A 16,780-nucleotide genomic window follows, 5' to 3' on the forward strand; every position below is an offset into this window, starting at 1 on the left:
ACACAGTAGTTAAGCTCTTCTTCGCCGAAAATACTTGGATGGTAACGTCCCGGTAAGATAGGGTGCTGCCGACACCTTACTAAACAGAGAAGATAATATTCTTCTCTGTTTAGTCATATTCCTCCTTAGCTCAGTCGGTAGAGCATTCGGCTGTTAACCGAAGGGTCGTTGGTTCGAGTCCAACAGGGGGAGCCAGAGAGCTGTAGCTTTTGCTATGGCTCTTTTTTTGTATATATGATTTAGTATTGCAGTTTGTAAATGTAATGTATGGAAACAGGGCTTCCGTATGCTTACGCTAATGTAAGTGTACGGAAGCACTGTTTGTCGTTTGTCTAAAAAAATCACAGCACACGTCATGAGTGCTGTGATGAGTGAGCTGTTCGATAAATGGGAAACTATTTATGGATTGTCTTTGATTTCAATTTCTACTGAATAATCAACATCTTTTGAGTTGAGGTCTGTAAGCAAAATAGTATTATTATCAAAAGGAACTATTTCAATGTTGCCTTTTCTTTTGCATTTATCAATAAGTAAAAATTTCTTTCCATTTTGGTCTGTACAAACAGCATATAACAGCTTAGGCACTTTGAGTTCATAAACTAAATTCGTAATATACGGCTGTACCCATTCTTCATTTCTTTCAGAAATTCTGATACGTAATTCTTTTGATTCATCACTGATGCGTTGTTCAAAATTCTGCTGCATATATATCTTTTTGAATTTTTTGTTGTTATAATAATCCATAATCAATACATATGGCAGGAGCCACAAACCATAATCAATGAAGCCCAGAAAAGCTAACCATTTAATGGGAGAGAAGAGAAATGCAACAGCAAGAATAAACCCACCGAAAAATGGAAATCCAGATATGTGTTTTTGGCTTTTTTTGCTTTGATATAATGCGGCATATGTAGCAGCTATCAAAAATACTCCGATTATTCCAAGCGTTATAGTCATGAGCCATTCTTGCATAACAGTTTTTCCTTTCTGAAAAATTCAAATAATAGTGCTGCGATAAGTGATCTGCTCGATAAATTGGAAGTAATAGTTGAGATAAATCTGATTAATATATATTGAAAACTGCTTTTAAATAGGCAGATATTCCGCCTGAAACAATGATACAAATTAAAGCAAGAGCTATATATAAAGCGATTATTACATACAAGTTTCGTTTCCCTTTAGTGATTGTTTTCCGAAAAATATAAATATATGATGGTAAAGATAATGCCAACCATATCAACAACTCAATGCAGCCAAATAATATTGAAACATCTTTTTCAGAGCCTAAATTATAACTATATCCTTTTGAATGACCTGTTATATCAAGAAAAATCCAGCCAAAGCATATTGGAAACGAAAATGCAATAATGCTTGTCCAAAGGAAATTAAGGCAATATATTATTCTATTTTTCATTCCTGTACTCCTTATCAACTGCTGATTTGTCGGGCAGTTTATTCCGACCAATTTCCAAAACCATTATACCACATCTAATCAGCGGTTCGTCCTTTGTTTGTATTATTTCTTAGCCAGATCTTTAATAACTTCTCCTGCCACGATAAGTCCCACCACCGACGGAACAAATGCCGTTGAGCCTGGAATATCACGGCGCACTGTGCATTTTCTTGCCGTACCAGGAGGACAAATGCAGTCCTGACGGCATGAAATAGCCATATCTTCTATCGGTCTGATAGGCTGTTCCTCTGAGTAAACAACTTTAAGCGACTTTATGCCTGCCTTTTTAAGCTCTCGTCGCATGACTTTCGCAAGAGGGCAGACCTTTGTCTGATAAATGTCCGCCACACGGAATGCTGTAGGGTCAAGCTTGTTGCCTGCACCCATTGAGGATATAACAGGTACTCCTGCGACGTCTGCTCGCTTTATTATCTCCAGCTTACCTGTAACAGTGTCAATGGCGTCGATAATGTAATCATACTGAGTAAAATCAAACTGATCCGCTGTGTCAGGCATATAAAAACACTTGTATGTGTTCACCTTTATGTCAGGGCAGATGTCGTGAACACGCTCCTCCGCCACGTCTACCTTGTATTTTCCTACTGTTTTTCTTGTGGCAATTATCTGACGATTGATGTTGGTCAGACACACTTTGTCATCATCTATAAGGTCAAGCTCGCCTACACCGCTTCGTGCAAGGGCTTCAACTGCATATCCGCCCACACCGCCTATGCCGAAAATCGCAACCCTGCTGTTGCTGAGCTTTTCCATTGCTTCTTTGCCGAATAAAAGTTCGGTTCTTGAAAACTGATTTAGCATATAAACACTCCTGAATACTGTTTTATTCTTTTATGATAACATATCCAAGCCCTTTTTTCAAGTGCATTTTTGCCTGCTTTTATTAATTTTCTGATAAAACCTATATGTATTATATAATATCTTTGTTACAGTTTTCGACCGCATTTTCGTTGCGTTTTTATCGAAAATGTGCTATAATATTATATGTGATAATACGCAAAAAGTAATAAAAAGGATTGGTAAAAACATGGACATTAACAAGACCCTTGCGGAAGAATTTAAGCTCAGACAGGAGCAGATAGACAACACTGTTGCACTCCTTGATGACGATAAAACTATACCATTTATTGCACGATACAGAAAAGAGCTTACAGGCTCGTTGGACGATCAGGTGCTTAGAGAGATCGCTGACAGGCTCACTTACCTGAGAAATCTCGAAAAACGTAAAGGCGAGATAATCTCTTCTATCACTGAGCAGGAGAAAATGACAGACGAGATAATGTCTGCTATCGAAAATGCAAAGACCCTTGTGGAGGTGGAGGATATCTACAGACCTTTCAAGCCGAAGCGTAAAACAAGGGCTTCGGTGGCAAGAGAAAAGGGGCTTGAACCACTGGCTGAACTTATCCTGACCCAAGATAAGAAATGCGACCCGCAGGTCGAGGGGTCAAAATTTATCAACGAGGAAAAGGGCGTAAAGTCTGCGGACGAAGCTTTGCAGGGTGCAATGGACATAATCGCAGAGGATATCTCTGATGACGCTGACCTGAGAAAATACATAAGAACGCTGTTTTCGCAGATAGGCGTGATAAGCTCAAAAGCGTCTGATGAGAATGCCGAGTCAGTGTACGAGAACTATTACGACTATGCCGAGGCTGTGGGAAAGATAGCAGGTCACAGAGTTTTGGCTTTGGACAGAGGCGAAAAAGAGGGCGTTCTGAAAGTATCAGTGAATGTCCCAGAGGGCGCAGGAGAGAGAGCCTGCGTGTCAAGATATGTGAAAAATAAGTCAGAGTGCGGACAGCTTGTTACGGCTGCTTGTGAGGACGGCTATAAAAGACTTATTTATCCGTCCATAGAGCGTGAGATAAGGGCGGAGCTTTCGGCAAACGCTCAGGAGGGGGCAATAAAGGTGTTCTCCTCAAATCTCAGACAGCTTCTTATGCAGCCGCCTGTTAAAGACACTGTTACCCTTGGTCTTGACCCGGGATATGCTCACGGTTGTAAGACCGCTGTAGTGGACGCTACGGGCAAGGTGCTTGACACTGCAATAATCTATATTACTCCGCCAAAGAAGGATACAGAGCGTGCTAAGCGTATTCTGACGGGCTTTATAAAGAAATATGGTGTTACGACTATCTCCATAGGCAATGGCACTGCTTCAAGAGAAACGGAGCAGTTCACAGCCGAGCTTATCAAAGAAATTCCGCAGAAAGTTTCTTACATGGTGGTGTCTGAGGCAGGCGCTTCCGTTTACTCCGCTTCCAAGCTTGCGGCTGAGGAGTTTCCTGAGTATGACGTTTCACTGCGTTCAGCAGTATCAATAGCACGCCGTTTGCAGGACCCTCTTGCAGAGCTTGTAAAGATAGACCCAAAGGCAATAGGTGTTGGACAGTATCAGCATGATATGCCAAAGGCGAGAATGGACGAGGCTTTAAAGGGCGTTGTTGAGGACTGCGTAAACTCAGTAGGCGTTGACCTTAATACGGCTTCATACTCATTGTTGTCATACATATCGGGCATAAATATGACAGTTGCAAAGAATATTGTTTCCTACCGTGAGGAAAACGGAGCTTTCACCGAAAGAAAGCAGCTTATGAAAGTTCCGAAACTTGGCGCAAAGGCTTTTGAGCAGTGCGCAGGCTTTTTGAGAGTGCGTGGTGGAAAAAATCCGCTGGATAACACGGCTGTTCACCCTGAGTCATACAAGGCCGCACAGGCTCTTATTGACAGGTGCGGGCTGAGCCTTGCGGACATGGGTGACGTAAAGCAGATAGCTGAGAAAGTCAATGCAATGGGCATGAAGAAGCTTGCCACAGATATCGGCATTGGTGCTCCCACGTTAAAGGACATAGTAGGGGAGCTTGAAAAGCCTGGTCGTGACCCTCGTGACGAGCTGCCGCCACCGCTTATGAGAAGTGGCGACATTATGGATCTTAAAGACCTGAAACCGGGCATGGAGCTTATGGGCACAGTGAGAAACGTTATAGACTTCGGAGCGTTCGTTGATATCGGTGTTCACGAGGACGGTCTTGTACATATTTCTCAGATGTGCGACAGATATATAAAGCATCCTCTTGAGGTCGTAAAGGTCGGTGAGGTAGTTAAGGTTTGGATACTTAACGTTGACCTGAAGAAAAAGCGTATTTCGCTTACTATGAAAAAGCCTAAGGTGTAGGGATCCAAAACGAAATAAGTTGGAAAAGACCTAAATAAGTGGGACGTTGGTCTTACACTTTTGCGGCAGACTGAAGGGCTGTGAGAACAGCCCTTTTTTGTTTGCCGCCAGGTGTGGTCTTGACGCAGGGAGCTGCGATACGCCTTATGGCTTGACCTTACGGTATAATTATGGTAATATAAAATCGTACATAGACTATGTTATAAAAGGACGTGAAAAAATGCGGATCGCAGTTTGTGATGATAATGCTGTTTTTCTTCAGTTTTTTAAATCTATGCTGGCAAATGAACTTGAATCAAGGTCGGTCAAGGCTGAAATAGAAACGTTTACCAAAGCTGAGAGCTTTTTTTACTGCCATGGGAAAAAGCCTTTTTCGGCTATATTTCTTGACCTTGATATGCCTGAAATGAGCGGTTTTGAAGTCGCGCGGCAGCTAGGTCAGAATGGTAATTGCTTCGTGATCTTTGTGACAAGTCATCAGGAGCTGGTTTATGACAGCTTTAATTTCAGACCGCTGAATTTTATCTGCAAAGATCCTGACGCCGATGTTATGAAGGATAGGCTCCATATGGTAGCAGGACAGTTGACGGACGCACTGAAGCAGGAAAAGACAGTGGTTTTGGAGAATAGGGAGCAGGGAAGGATCTCTGTAAAGCTTCGGGATGTAACTTATATAGAGAGCAATAGCCACAGCATCATATATCATTTTGCAAATAATAAGGATACCATTGCAGTCAGAGATAGCATTGGCGAGATAGAAGAAGCTTATCGTAAATTTGATTTTATACGGGTACATAAAAAATATATCGTCAATCTGAAATATGTTTTTAACATAAGCCGTTCAAATGAAACAGTGATCTTCAAAAGCGGTTCAGAGCTTCCCATGAGCCGAGGATATAAGAATGCAGTTGACGACGCTTTGACTGAATATCTGAGGAGAAAGTGATGACTATTACATTGTGGACGATATTTGAGATCTTGATAAACTTTTATCAGGGCGGTCTGGAAACATGGTTTATATATAAATTTCTTACGCCAAGATCTCATGAAAGGGCTAAGATATGGGCTGTTATATTTGCCGTTTGTGAAGGCTGTCTGGTCACTGCTTTTAATTATTTCACTGTATTTGAGGGCTTTGGAAGTGCTTTGTACTGGGCAAGTCTGCTTGTTTTTGCGTTTTGCTTTTTTAGTGACAATGCAGTAAAGAAATTTCTTTCCATATCCCTCTCGCAGGTTGCGATCTTGTTGATAACGTCATTGGAACTAAATGCTGTATCGTCATTTTTTAAAATATCCCTCAGGGAGCTTGTGGTCGAACAAAGCTTGCTTAGATTTGTAACGCTTATAATGATCCAGATATCTATATTCATTGTATTTAGATTAATACTGATGGCCTTTAAACATACAGATGATTATACGGCTTCAGATTGGGTGACGATAATTGCAGTGCTTATTATTTCGTTTTCTCTCGTTATGGTAATACATGAACTGTCCCTTTCGGCAGACGATGGCCATAGGCTGTATATAAATCTGTCATATATGCTTGTCTTTGTTCTTAATATACTTATATTCTGGATAATAAATTCTTTGATAAAAAAGAATCAGAAGCTCAAGGAAATGGAGATAGTCAAACTAAGAGAGCAGTATCTTGAGCAGTTTGTCGGAAACGCCGAGTCGCAATATGACGCCATGAGAAAACTAAGGCATGATATAAAAGACAAATATGAAACGGTCAATGAACTGTTGAAAGTACAAAAAATAGATGAAACGAGAAAATTTATCTCAGAAAGCTTTGACCTTATCGGGAAGTCGGAGTCCTATGTTAAAACGAAAAATAATATTGTAAATGCTATCGTTAACGCAAAGCTTACGATGGCTTCTTCCTTGGGGATAAAAATATCATGTATAACAGTTTCAGATTTTGAGGGAATAAAGGGAACTGACCTTTGCGACCTGTTGAGCAACACGTTGGAGAATGCTATAACGGCATGCAAGGAAATAGCCGACGACGCAAATAAATTTCTGTATCTGAAGATCGACCGAGAAACGGATACATATACGTTTTTGATAAAAAATTCAATAGATCATTCTGTTATGGATAGTAATCCAAGGCTTACGACCACAAAGGCTGATAAAAAACAGCATGGTCTGGGGACCTCAATAATCAGAGAGATAGCAAGAAAATATAATGGCAGATGCGATTTCTATGAGTCGGAGGGAATGTTTTGCTGTCAGGTAACATTGATGGCAGATACAACGGTCCTGAACTAATTGTTCCGGACCGTTGCTGCATTTCGTGACAAAAACCTGCAACTCATTCCAAAAAGCTTGACATATTGCTGTTATTCTAGTAAAATTCAAATTAGGGTAAGACAAAAGCGAGGCGATAGTTTATGGATCTTGTTGTATCGGGTATACTTAATTTTTTGACCGAGCAGGAAGCTATCGGCAAAGCAGATGAGGTACAGGATTTTTATCGGTATGGCATAGAAATAACTATCTCATCAATGTTGAACATTGTGCTTGTATTGCTTATGGGAGCATTAACAGGGCATTTGCTGGAAAGCGTAATATATTTGGCAGTGTTTATTGCTGTCAGGGTTATTACCGGAGGGTATCATGCAGATACATATTTCAGATGCAATCTGTTGATGTGTTCGACATTTATTGCTACAGCTTTTCTTAATGACAAGGTATGCGGATATATAAATATATGGGTGATCGCTGCCTTTGTGGTGTTTGAAGAGATAATAGCTTTTGTATTCTGCCCTGTGGAGAACAAAAATAAGCCTATAGAAAAAGAAAAAAAGCCAAAGTTCAAAGCGATGGGAATGATAGTTTTTCTGTTGCTTGATCTGTTTGGCGGGGCGATTATCAATAGATATCAGATGGTTGGATCTATGATCCTGTTAACAAATCTATTAATTGCAGTTTTAATAATATCAGCGAAGATCAAAGAAAAGAGGTGTGATAAGAATGAGATCATTTAAGAAATTGCTTGCCAGCCTTATTGCCAGAGCAACTAAGAGAATGGGTATAGCTGCCTGCGGATGTGCATCAATGTATGGTGGCTATCAAGCTAAAGAGCCAAAAAACATTTACAAGAATTAAGCGTAAAGCTACAAGAATTACGATAAGCATTACAAAGTCTTTATCATTTCCCCTTTAAATCTTGTGATACTTGTAAATGAGGTAACATTAGCAGGAAAATAACTTCCTGTTGGTGTTACCGTTTTTTTTATTTGTAGTGAGTTCAAGCTTTTGACAGTGAGTAAATTTGCTTTTAGACACAAAAAAATCCGCCCTACAAAAGGATGCGCTGTACTATTCGGTTTTCAAAGAACGGGCGGAGGCTATAGAGAAAGCCCCCTCACTTTCCATGCTGAAAAGTTGAGGGGGCTACAACCAAGTTTTTTAATTTTCTAAAAGATTTTTGAGCTTTGCTCTGATTTTTGTCGAAGGCATAAAGAAAGAGCGTCGGAGATCGCCGTCCCCGTTCGGCTGGGGATACACGGTCAGAATGTGGGTGTCGCTTGCCGCCTTTCGGAAAGGGACTTGCTGCCATGCCCACTTTCAGGAAAATAGGCGGTGGCGGAATGATCCGTCACCGCCTATTGTGTTTAGGCTATTTCGATTTCGGAAGCGTCGGCTTATTTAACCTTGGATTCCTTTCTCTTTTTGCCGCTTACGCCCAGCAGAGTCAGAACGCCGCCGCTGACGTACAGAGCAGCCAGCCAACCGATGTGGTTGTTGCTGTCACCGGTCTGAGGACACTTGGTGGAGTCGTCATTTTCTGGCTTATTGGTGTTGTTATCACTGCTGCCTGTATTGTCGGTTTTGCCGCCGTCGGGGAGCTTGTCGATGACCGTATTCTCGCTGCGCTTGGCGCTGCAAACGGTGCATTCCTCGTGCTTGATGCCTGTGGCCTCCTTGGTAGCGGCCTTGTCGATCACCCACTGGAAGCTGTGTGCTGCCGTGTCGGCCTTGTCGCCGCACTCACACTCATGCCAGTGGTTGGTGCCGTCATACTTCCACTCTGTACCGTAGCTGTGGGTATGATTGCTGCCTGTTGCGGGGATCGGTGCGGTTTCAAGAACCTTCTTGCAGACGGTGCATTCCTTATGCTTAGCGCCGTCGGCGGTTTCGGTAGCTGCCGTGTCAACGATCCACTCGCTGGCGCTGTGAGCCGCAATATTGGCCTTATCGCCGCACTCGCACTCATGCCAGTGATCGGTGTCGTCATACTTCCACTCGGTTCCGTAGCTGTGGGTATGGCTTGGAGGCGCATCCTTATAGGTGGCCTCGAGCTTCACATCATTGCCGGGCATGGTGAAGGTGGTAGTTGCCTTGGTGGCGTTTGCCAGAGTGACATTGCCCTCCAGCACGACCCACTTGTCAAAGACCTTGCCTGCCTCCGGTGCGTCCGCCGTAACGGTCACAACGGTGTTCTGCGCGATCTTGTCCGTGATGAGTGTCCCTGCGGCAACGGAGGCCGTGCCCTTGATGACCGTGACCGTGAACTCGGTCGCGTCGGAGCTTCTGACGAACCTTGTCTCGCCGCAGTCGGCACGCTGGCAGGTGTAGAGAATTCCTTCGCTCTTGCCCTGTTTTGCAGGTTTGCCGCCGTCCCAGTCGTGGCTGAGCTTATTAACGACATGACCGTAGCGGATAATCTGTCCGCAGCCGGCTGTGCACTGCTGGTCACCGCTATAGCCTGAGGTGGTGCATCCTGGCTTAACCTCATTGATCAGCTTGTAGTTATCGGCAATTTCGTGGAGGGACGGGGTTGAGACGCCCTTCTTCGCGATCCTGTCGCACGCTGAGCAGTACTGGCTGCCGGAATAGCCCCTCTCTGTACAGGTCGCCGTTCTTACATCCCGCAGTTCAAGGGGACCGCTATGCCTGAAGTCGCCAGTCTCGCCCTTTACGGTGCCGCCGCAAGCCGTGCAGCGGTAGTCGCCCTCATAGGCGCGGTGTCGGCAGTCTCCCGATTTGGCGTTATAGCGTTTGCCGCCATGGCTCGCGTCTGTGGTTGCCGAGTTGGCCGTGCCGTAGTAGTACAGCGGCTGCAGTGGACCGGTATGACCGGCGTTTGCAGGTGGGTAGATATCCGAACCGGCACTGATGACATGGCCGCAGTCTGCGCAGGCGGTGTCGCCGGTGTAGCCCTTACGGTCGCAGATCTGCTCCTTCGCATTGAGCACCGTGGTGCCGCCGCTGTGGTCACAGCCTGCATAGACAGGCTCAAAGAAGAAACTGCCGCCGCCGGGGGCACCCATGGCGCTGAACTCTGGGATCGTGCAGCCCCACTCAAGGGCGGAGCCGTTGGTCACCAGCTTGAACAGGGTCTTCGCCTCATTGGTATTCCAATTTCTAGTAACAGGTATGATGTCATACTCATTGTATTCGCGGCGATACTCCACCTTCCAGCCGATGGCTTTCTGACCGGTTCTCTCCTCGGGATAAAGCCTGATCTTGTCGCCTGGCTTGACGATCATACGGGTTGCCCGGCCATTTTTCACCGTCACAAGGGCGGTGTCCTTTGTCCAATCGCCGTCAATTCCTTCCGTCTCTTTGTATTCGCAGACGCTGCATTCAGCTTCCATGCCGCCTTTATCGCCCTCGGTATCGGGGGCTTTGACCACATTCCAGCGGCCCCAGCTATGGGGAACCATGATGAACTCCTCGCAGCCGGGAACCTTGCACTTTTCGGGGTGGGCATAGCCGGATTCAAGGATGAGCTGCTCCACCGTCTTGGTCGAGCCGCCGATGTTGAAGGTATACTCATAGATACTGCCGAAGCCGGTGCAGTCCCAGTTCCAGCCGTAATCATGGACATGGCTCTTCACAGGAACGGTATAGTCGCAGACGGAACATCTGAGCACATCGACTCTGCCGCCGCCTACCGCGTCAAGGCTTCTGTCAAGCACAAAGGTATGCGGGAAGATGCGCTCCTTGGAGCCGGTAGTCATATAATGCGCTTCGTAATAGCCTGCTTCGAACAGGCACGGGAGCTTGTGGCCGTCGCATTTCGGGTCGCCGCCCACGACACCGTTATGGGTATTCCCATGCTTATCGACCCAAGTGACCTTGTATTCCGGCGTTCTCTCGCTGTCTTCCGTGGGCACACGCACACCCGCCTGCTTATGGCTGTAGGCATGGGTGGCAGTCAGTTTTGCCTCCGCCGTTTTCATGGTGTCGGAAGGGTCGCCCTTTCTGCCGATGACGCAGTAGTAGGAGTAGTCATCCATGCAGGCCTCGGCGGAAACCGACAGCCTCAGCGTTGGGGTGTTCACGTCCACATAGTAATCTTTCTCCGGCAGTTTGTAGGGCGCCGCCGTGGGATTCGCATTATTCTTCTGATACCACTGATAGGTCAGCTCGTCGCCTTTCAGGCTCTTTGCCGAGACAGAGAAGGTGACCCAGTTATGTTCGCTGTACAGCAGGTCGTTTTCCGGCTCTTCGTCATAATCGCCGCTGCTGTAGATAGAGGTCTTACACTTGACGCCCCTCGGCTGGCGGTTGATGACGATGGAACTGCCACTGATGTAGCCACAGACCTTGCACACGCCCTTGGCGTCAAATTCATGGTTGGCGGCATTCAGCTTTTTATCGTCACAATAGCGGCAGGGGTGCCAGTGCTGCGTTCCGTCAGCCGCCCAGCTGGCGGAGGCTATGTGGGTATGTCCGGCGCCGGCATGCTCCGTCTTCAGATGATCCTCAAAATCAGAGTCGCTGAAGCACCAGTCGTCATGATCGCAGCCCATAGCGCTTACGGCATCTCGGCAGCAGTCCTTGCAGCGCTGATCGCAGCCGTCCTCGCAGGGATCGCTGTCGTGGAAGCACAGGCCGCAGTCCTCACAGAAGTGATCCGCATAGTCCGTGTCCATTGCACACATTCCCTCGGAGCAGTCGGAGTTGCCCTCGCAGCACTCCTTGCACATCTCGCAGGTTTCGCAGAACTCGTCCTCGTCCTCTTTATCCGTGACCCAGCCGTCACAGCCCTGGCAGATGTGTTCGTCCCACTCGGGGCTTTCCACGCAGGTCTCGCCGTCTGGGCAGCCGCCGCCCTCGGAGTTATCTCGGCAGCACTCCAGGCACAGGCCGCAGTCCTCGCAGGACTCCTGATTCAGCAGGCATTCCTCACACTGTTCGCAGGCCGTGTGGCAATCGATGCAGTGGATGACACCGGTATCATCGTCGTCCACGCACTCGTCCACCGAACCGAAGCAGGCGTTACACAGCGAGCAGTGCATCGGGTCGCTGTCATCGTTTGCGCAGTCATCGCAGAATCCGCAGGAGTCGCAGATGGTTATGGAGCAGCATGGACCCTTATGGCATTCGCCGCACAGCTGGTCATCCTCGCCGATGTAGCATTTGCCGCAGGTGGAGCAGTGCGTGTCCTCCATGCAGTCCGCGCATTTATAGCACTCCTCGCACCAGTAGGGCGTGTCGCCCAGGCACAGACCGCAGTCGTTGCAATGGGTTTCAACCCAGCAATCGTAGTTGCAGTCAATGGTGCAGAACTGGCAGTCGCACAAATTCTCACCCCAGTGGTAGTGGTCGCAGTTGGGGCAATCTCCGCCGGTGTCGTAGTCATCCCAAAAGGCGTGGGCGGGAAGCTCTAGACTCGGCATCAGTGAGAGCAGCATCACAAGCGCCAACAGGACGCTGGCGACGCGCCTTCGTTTGTTCGTTTTTGTCATACTATTATTCCTCCCTCATAATTATTTTGAAGATTTTTATGCTTTTTGTGTTGCCTGATTTAAACACTGTCGATGACCGAAGCAAAGTAGTTTTCGGATACCGAACCGAAGAGAAAAGCGTCTATCAGACCCTCACGCTTTGCCTGCCGTACCTTTTCGGTCAAATCTTCATCTGTATCATCATCCACAAAGAGAATGACACGACAGCTTTCCGTGTTCCGTTTTACCTTGTCACGGATCGCCATTCGTTCTTTGAACATCCATGGCGAATACGCCTTGACCTCCATTAAAAGCACATCCGGTCGATGCGTTTTGCACCACTCGGCGGTTGCGTCCGGCGACTCGGAAATCACAACTTGGCAATCGTCCAATTTTTGCATCAGCATTCGCTCCATGGTGTGCGCATGGATATCGCTTTGAATGTCCAGAACGATTTTTTTCATCATTCATCACCACCTTCTAAAAGCACAATCCTAATCTTACATTATCTATTATACTGATTTTTTGGCGTTTGTCACTGGCACTTGTGCCAGTAACAGAAGATAAATCTCGATTTTTTCAAAGATTTTTGCCTTTTGGGCGCGAAAAACCCCTTGACCGTACAGTCAAGGGGTTCAGTTTTGCTTATTCGTCTTTTAAGGTGATCACCATGAGCTTGTTTTCAATGGCGGTTGCAACCAGCGCTTCTCTGCTTTCAAAGCCGCTCTTTTCCACCATATCGTCCAGGTTCCAGCGAACGCCGTTTTTGGAGATGCCCAGCTTATCGGCAATTTCCTGATAGGTAAAGCCCTTTATATAAAGGCGTAGGATGTCTAACTGCCGGGGCGAGAAGACATCGGACATCGTACCCTCCATTTCAATGGCCGGAGCGGTATCGGGGAATACCTTTTCGCCTGCCAGAGTGCGCTTTACCACGCTTATCAGCTCCTCTGTTCCGTGGTCCTTATACCACAGGCTGTCGGCAGCACCCATTTTGGCTCTTTGCAAAACTTGGGGATCGACAAGCGAGGTAGCCACAACGATTTTGATTTGCGGAAAAGCCTTTTTGATGCGCTCTGCGGCGGCAAGACCGGAATGCTTATGATGCGTCTGCACATCCATAAGGACGAGCTTTACGGTGGCGTCGCAGTGCTTTTCCGCTTCAAAGGCGTCACGGAAAACGCCGACAAGATGAAACTCATCGTCTGCCGCAAGACGATCGACAAAGTGCTTTTGGATGTATAGATCATCTTCTACAAGTATGGTGTTTATCATATGCTGATCTCCTTTGTGGGAATCGTAATCAGAAGAGCAAAGCGTGGATTGTGCGAAATATGCATTTCACCGCCGGAGCTTTCAATACTGCGGCGAAGCGTTGACAGGCCGCTGCCTTCCTTTATCGGCTCTGTGGGTATTTTGCCGTTGTTGGTTATTGTAACATCATAGCGTTCGCCGCGCTGGGCAATGCGGATATATACCTCATTCCCGTCTGCGTGCTTGATGCAGTTGGTCACGCACTCCTTGGCGGCAGCAACGGTCAGCTCCTCGGCTGCGGTATCACGGGGCAGGTAGCCGTCGATTTTTACAGCCACGCCAAGCTGCTGTGCGGTTCTTTTTACCTCGTCCATTGTGCTGACAGAGGTGACACGGTTGCTTGCCAGCATACCGATGGCATTTTGCAGCGCCTCAAGCTTTCGCTCGGTATCCTCTCCGCTGTCTATGATGTCACGGATGGTCAGGAGGCTTCGCCCGATGGTATCGTGAATATAGACCTTTAGGTCAAGGCTTTCCTTCTCTTTGACATCGTTCTCCATGCGAGCGTACATCTTCCTGAGCTTTCGATTGACTTCTGCCAGTTCTTCATTTATTTCCTCTTGCTTTTGATAGCCGTTATACAGCTCGGTTACATTGTGCGCCGTTATCTGCTGCCAGCGGTCATCGCTGTCCACGGTGATATTTTGTGTGCGAAACTGCCAGATGGTCTTGTCAGGCAGGATGTAGCAATCATCCTTGACGGTTACAGATCTGTCCGGCGCGCTCAGGGCATTTTCCATATCGCTTTTGATTTGCAGCTCGTGGCCGCAAAGGGCAAATGAGAGCCTGCGCATACGGTTGTTGCACAGGATGATCCTGCCGTTCGGGTCGGCAAAGCAGATGCCCATAGGCAGCTTATCGGTTGCTTCCTTAATGGAGAACGGCGAGAGCTCGTTCTTTTTACGGCGGTATTCCCGCGGCAGAGCAATGGCAAAGTGAACTGCCGCAAGGAAAATGGCAGCGGCAAATATCAGCCACGGTGCGTCCAGCAGAAATGCGTCCCCGATATTATCGGGATCTGCCTGAGAAACGGAGAATAGCAGCGGGATCATCACCGCCATGACCGCCAGACTCAGCAGGCTGCGCACCGGCTTATTGCTGCGAAGAAGCTGATACATAAACAGCCCGATTTCAAGGACGATCTCCACAAGCATGATAAACGGCAGCATGGTCTGCCAAAATTCAGAAAGGGAAGAAAATGTACTCATTTCCTGTCACCTTCTTTCGCTTCAAATACAAGGTGCTGGTATTCCTCGTCATCCTCTTTTTCACAGCGGATACTGTCTCCGTTTACCAAAGCGGAAAGATCGGCTTTGCAGCACACATTCAGTGACAAGCGCAAGCCGTTTGCCTTTATGAGGCTTACCTGTATGCCTGTTAAATTCAAAATGTCGGCTTCAATAACCGATTCATAAAAATCAAATACAGCAGTCGCCGTTTTGCCGGAGAGCATGGAAAGAGACTCGTCCACATAGAGCGAGCTGCGGACGCCCAACAGCTTCAGCGTTTGGAGGGACTCATTGAAGGCACGGTGGAGTTCCGTTTCCGCTATTTTAATATCTCGGTCGGTAAGGAGCGTCAGATGCTTGCGGCGTTTAATATAGCTGCACAGCACGGCAATCTCGGCAAGGAGCGTTTTGGCACTGTCGGGATCGGTGCTTGAGATTCGGCGGTATTCCTTAGTGAGCTCTGCAATGCGGTCGATTTGCGTCTGCGTAGCGGAACGCAGGAGATCATACAGGCGGTTTTGCTCCTCCACCTTGCGGCGCTTGGCTTCACGCTTGTATTCATAACGGAGCATTTCGTTCCTGTCGGCAAGCTCGTCTGCAAGAAGCTCGGAGTCCTCCTTGATGTCACGCAAAGCCGACACATCCTCTGTCCATACGGCATAGCCGCCATCAATGGGCATGGTGTGAACGGTCAAGCCGCCCATTGTGACCGGGCTTTGCTCGGCTTTTTTCATCGTTTCCTTTGAGATAGGCGCAGTGTTTACAGCTGCATACCGAACGGTAAAGTCCTTGTCGGTGATCTCTGCCGATGTGCCGACAGAGGAGGCAAACAAGTCCACATAACGGCTGTTTGAATGTATATATCCACAGGCGATGCAAAACTCAAAGGTCAGAATATACATCACACTTTGGAATGCGGCAATATCGCCGAACAAGTGGAGCAGCCAATCCGCACCTGCATAGTAAAGCACGCTGTAAACGATCGTCAGCAGCATAGGAACAATGGGCAGAAAGTGGAGCCTTCCTTTTTGCACACGGCATTTTAAAAACATAATTACGAGTGCGGCAAAGGCACACAGCACCTGCCAGCCAACAATAATGAAGTAGCCTATCGAGTAGCCGTTGTTTTTGTCTGTCCACACGGCGGCGTCCTTCGGAAAGGTAAATACGAATTGGTGCAGGTCATTTGTGAGTACGAGCAGAAGCAATGTGCCGGAGATGATCCACAGAATCGACATTCCCTTGGGGAATTTGTATTCGTCCGGCTTTCCCAATGACATGGCGATCAGCAGCGCCAGCATAGGCACAAACAGCATGGGCAGATAGAACAGATACCACAGGTAACGGACGGCATCCGGCTGCCAGAATATAAAATACTTTGCCGAACGGACTACCATCCATATGATGAGCAGTACTGCGGTGACCGTCATAAACCTGCACACCTGCTTTTGCACGATCCGCTGACGGACGGAGAGCCCCCAGGCGGCGAACAGACCGATATAGATAAAGCTGCGCAGATAGGAAAACAGCATCGGGTAGAAGCTGCCCCTGCCCACAATTCGGAAGCAATATGCCAGTATCACGGCAAGTACAGCGATGCCGCTTGTTATGATAGTATTCTTTTTCTGTTCGGTCATAAACAGACCCCATTTCGCCTTCATTCGTTTTTGTTTACCTTTGGGTAGCAAAAAAGCCCGATATATTCGGGCTTTTCGCAGGAGACATCTTTTTTGTCTCCGCATTATGGCGTTCCCGAGGTGATTCGAACACCCGACCTACCGCTTAGGAGGCGGTCGCTCTATCCAGCTGAGCTACGGAAACATACTACAATCGTTATTATATCACAGTTTTGCAATTTTGTCAAATGTTTATTTGACAAAAAAGTTGACTCGCCATAGCAACA

14 protein-coding genes and 2 tRNA genes are annotated in these 16,780 nt (G+C 47.2%); 6 read left to right on the top strand and 10 right to left on the bottom strand.

The genetic code is table 11. The annotated features are described in order from the left end of the window. Positions 1-119 precede the first annotated feature (119 nt). A tRNA-Asn gene (locus AB5Z01_RS09475) sits at positions 120-195 on the top strand. A gap of 204 nt (positions 196-399) precedes the next feature. Here AB5Z01_RS09475 and AB5Z01_RS09480 read toward each other — a convergent pair. The 3 genes from AB5Z01_RS09480 to AB5Z01_RS09490 form a co-directional block, all read right to left on the bottom strand. Beyond that, positions 400-972 (bottom strand): hypothetical protein, encoded by a 573-nt coding sequence (locus AB5Z01_RS09480; protein ID WP_332008176.1) that lies wholly within the window; start codon positions 970-972, stop codon positions 400-402. Positions 973-1,063: 91 nt separating this feature from the next. Next, positions 1,064-1,414 (bottom strand): hypothetical protein, encoded by a 351-nt coding sequence (locus tag AB5Z01_RS09485; protein ID WP_138339512.1) that lies wholly within the window; start codon positions 1,412-1,414, stop codon positions 1,064-1,066. Positions 1,415-1,516: 102 nt separating this feature from the next. Further along, positions 1,517-2,272, bottom strand: coding sequence for a ThiF family adenylyltransferase (locus AB5Z01_RS09490; RefSeq protein ID WP_022287125.1), 756 nt, complete (start codon positions 2,270-2,272; stop codon positions 1,517-1,519). A gap of 226 nt (positions 2,273-2,498) precedes the next feature. Between AB5Z01_RS09490 and AB5Z01_RS09495 the strand changes: the two genes are divergently transcribed. Both AB5Z01_RS09495 and AB5Z01_RS09500 read left to right on the top strand, forming a co-directional pair. After that, on the top strand, positions 2,499-4,649 hold the full coding sequence (locus AB5Z01_RS09495) for a Tex family protein (RefSeq protein WP_287216397.1): 2,151 nt from the start codon (positions 2,499-2,501) through the stop codon (positions 4,647-4,649). 220 nt (positions 4,650-4,869) lie between these two features. Then, on the top strand, positions 4,870-5,595 hold the full coding sequence (locus AB5Z01_RS09500; protein ID WP_332008180.1) for a LytTR family DNA-binding domain-containing protein: 726 nt from the start codon (positions 4,870-4,872) through the stop codon (positions 5,593-5,595). 166 nt (positions 5,596-5,761) lie between these two features. On the opposite strand, the gene AB5Z01_RS09505 is transcribed toward AB5Z01_RS09500, so the two are convergent. Then, positions 5,762-6,019 carry a hypothetical protein gene (locus tag AB5Z01_RS09505; RefSeq protein ID WP_333632594.1) on the bottom strand — a complete coding sequence of 86 codons (258 nt, stop codon included), beginning with the start codon at positions 6,017-6,019 and terminating at the stop codon, positions 5,762-5,764. 19 nt (positions 6,020-6,038) lie between these two features. Here AB5Z01_RS09505 and AB5Z01_RS09510 point away from each other — a divergent pair, with 19 nt between their 5' ends. The 3 genes from AB5Z01_RS09510 (at position 6,039) to AB5Z01_RS09520 (ending at position 7,760) form a co-directional block, all read left to right on the top strand. Further along, on the top strand, positions 6,039-6,920 hold the full coding sequence (locus AB5Z01_RS09510) for a sensor histidine kinase (protein ID WP_368365498.1): 882 nt from the start codon (positions 6,039-6,041) through the stop codon (positions 6,918-6,920). Positions 6,921-7,042: 122 nt separating this feature from the next. After that, a complete protein-coding gene (locus AB5Z01_RS09515) occupies positions 7,043-7,639 on the top strand; it encodes an accessory gene regulator B family protein (protein WP_117894057.1) in 597 nt (198 codons plus the stop codon). Then, a complete protein-coding gene (locus AB5Z01_RS09520) occupies positions 7,626-7,760 on the top strand; it encodes a hypothetical protein (protein WP_022287121.1) in 135 nt (44 codons plus the stop codon). Before AB5Z01_RS09515 ends, AB5Z01_RS09520 begins: the two co-directional genes overlap by 14 nt. 539 nt (positions 7,761-8,299) lie before the next feature. Here AB5Z01_RS09520 and AB5Z01_RS09525 read toward each other — a convergent pair. The 6 genes from AB5Z01_RS09525 to AB5Z01_RS09550 form a co-directional block, all read right to left on the bottom strand. Beyond that, complete coding sequence (locus tag AB5Z01_RS09525) at positions 8,300-12,355, bottom strand: hypothetical protein (protein ID WP_368365499.1); 4,056 nt, start codon at positions 12,353-12,355, stop codon at positions 8,300-8,302. A 59-nt stretch (positions 12,356-12,414) separates the two neighbouring features. Continuing rightward, positions 12,415-12,735, bottom strand: coding sequence for a hypothetical protein (locus tag AB5Z01_RS09530; RefSeq protein WP_270763945.1), 321 nt, complete (start codon positions 12,733-12,735; stop codon positions 12,415-12,417). A gap of 244 nt (positions 12,736-12,979) precedes the next feature. Next, a complete protein-coding gene (locus tag AB5Z01_RS09535) occupies positions 12,980-13,609 on the bottom strand; it encodes a LuxR C-terminal-related transcriptional regulator (protein WP_287214811.1) in 630 nt (209 codons plus the stop codon). Then, positions 13,606-14,856: an ATP-binding protein gene (locus AB5Z01_RS09540; protein ID WP_287214812.1), complete on the bottom strand. Its 1,251-nt coding sequence runs from the start codon at positions 14,854-14,856 to the stop codon at positions 13,606-13,608. The genes AB5Z01_RS09535 and AB5Z01_RS09540 overlap by 4 nt, the downstream gene beginning before the upstream one ends. Beyond that, complete coding sequence (locus AB5Z01_RS09545; protein WP_368365500.1) at positions 14,853-16,514, bottom strand: hypothetical protein; 1,662 nt, start codon at positions 16,512-16,514, stop codon at positions 14,853-14,855. Before AB5Z01_RS09545 ends, AB5Z01_RS09540 begins: the two co-directional genes overlap by 4 nt. A gap of 107 nt (positions 16,515-16,621) precedes the next feature. Beyond that, a tRNA-Arg gene (locus tag AB5Z01_RS09550) sits at positions 16,622-16,698 on the bottom strand. Positions 16,699-16,780 lie beyond the last annotated feature (82 nt).

Origin of the sequence: Ruminococcus sp. RTP21359st1_H3_RTP21359_211015, from assembly GCF_040909065.1 — a bacterium.
GTDB classification, from domain to species: domain Bacteria; phylum Bacillota; class Clostridia; order Oscillospirales; family Ruminococcaceae; genus Hominimerdicola; species Hominimerdicola aceti.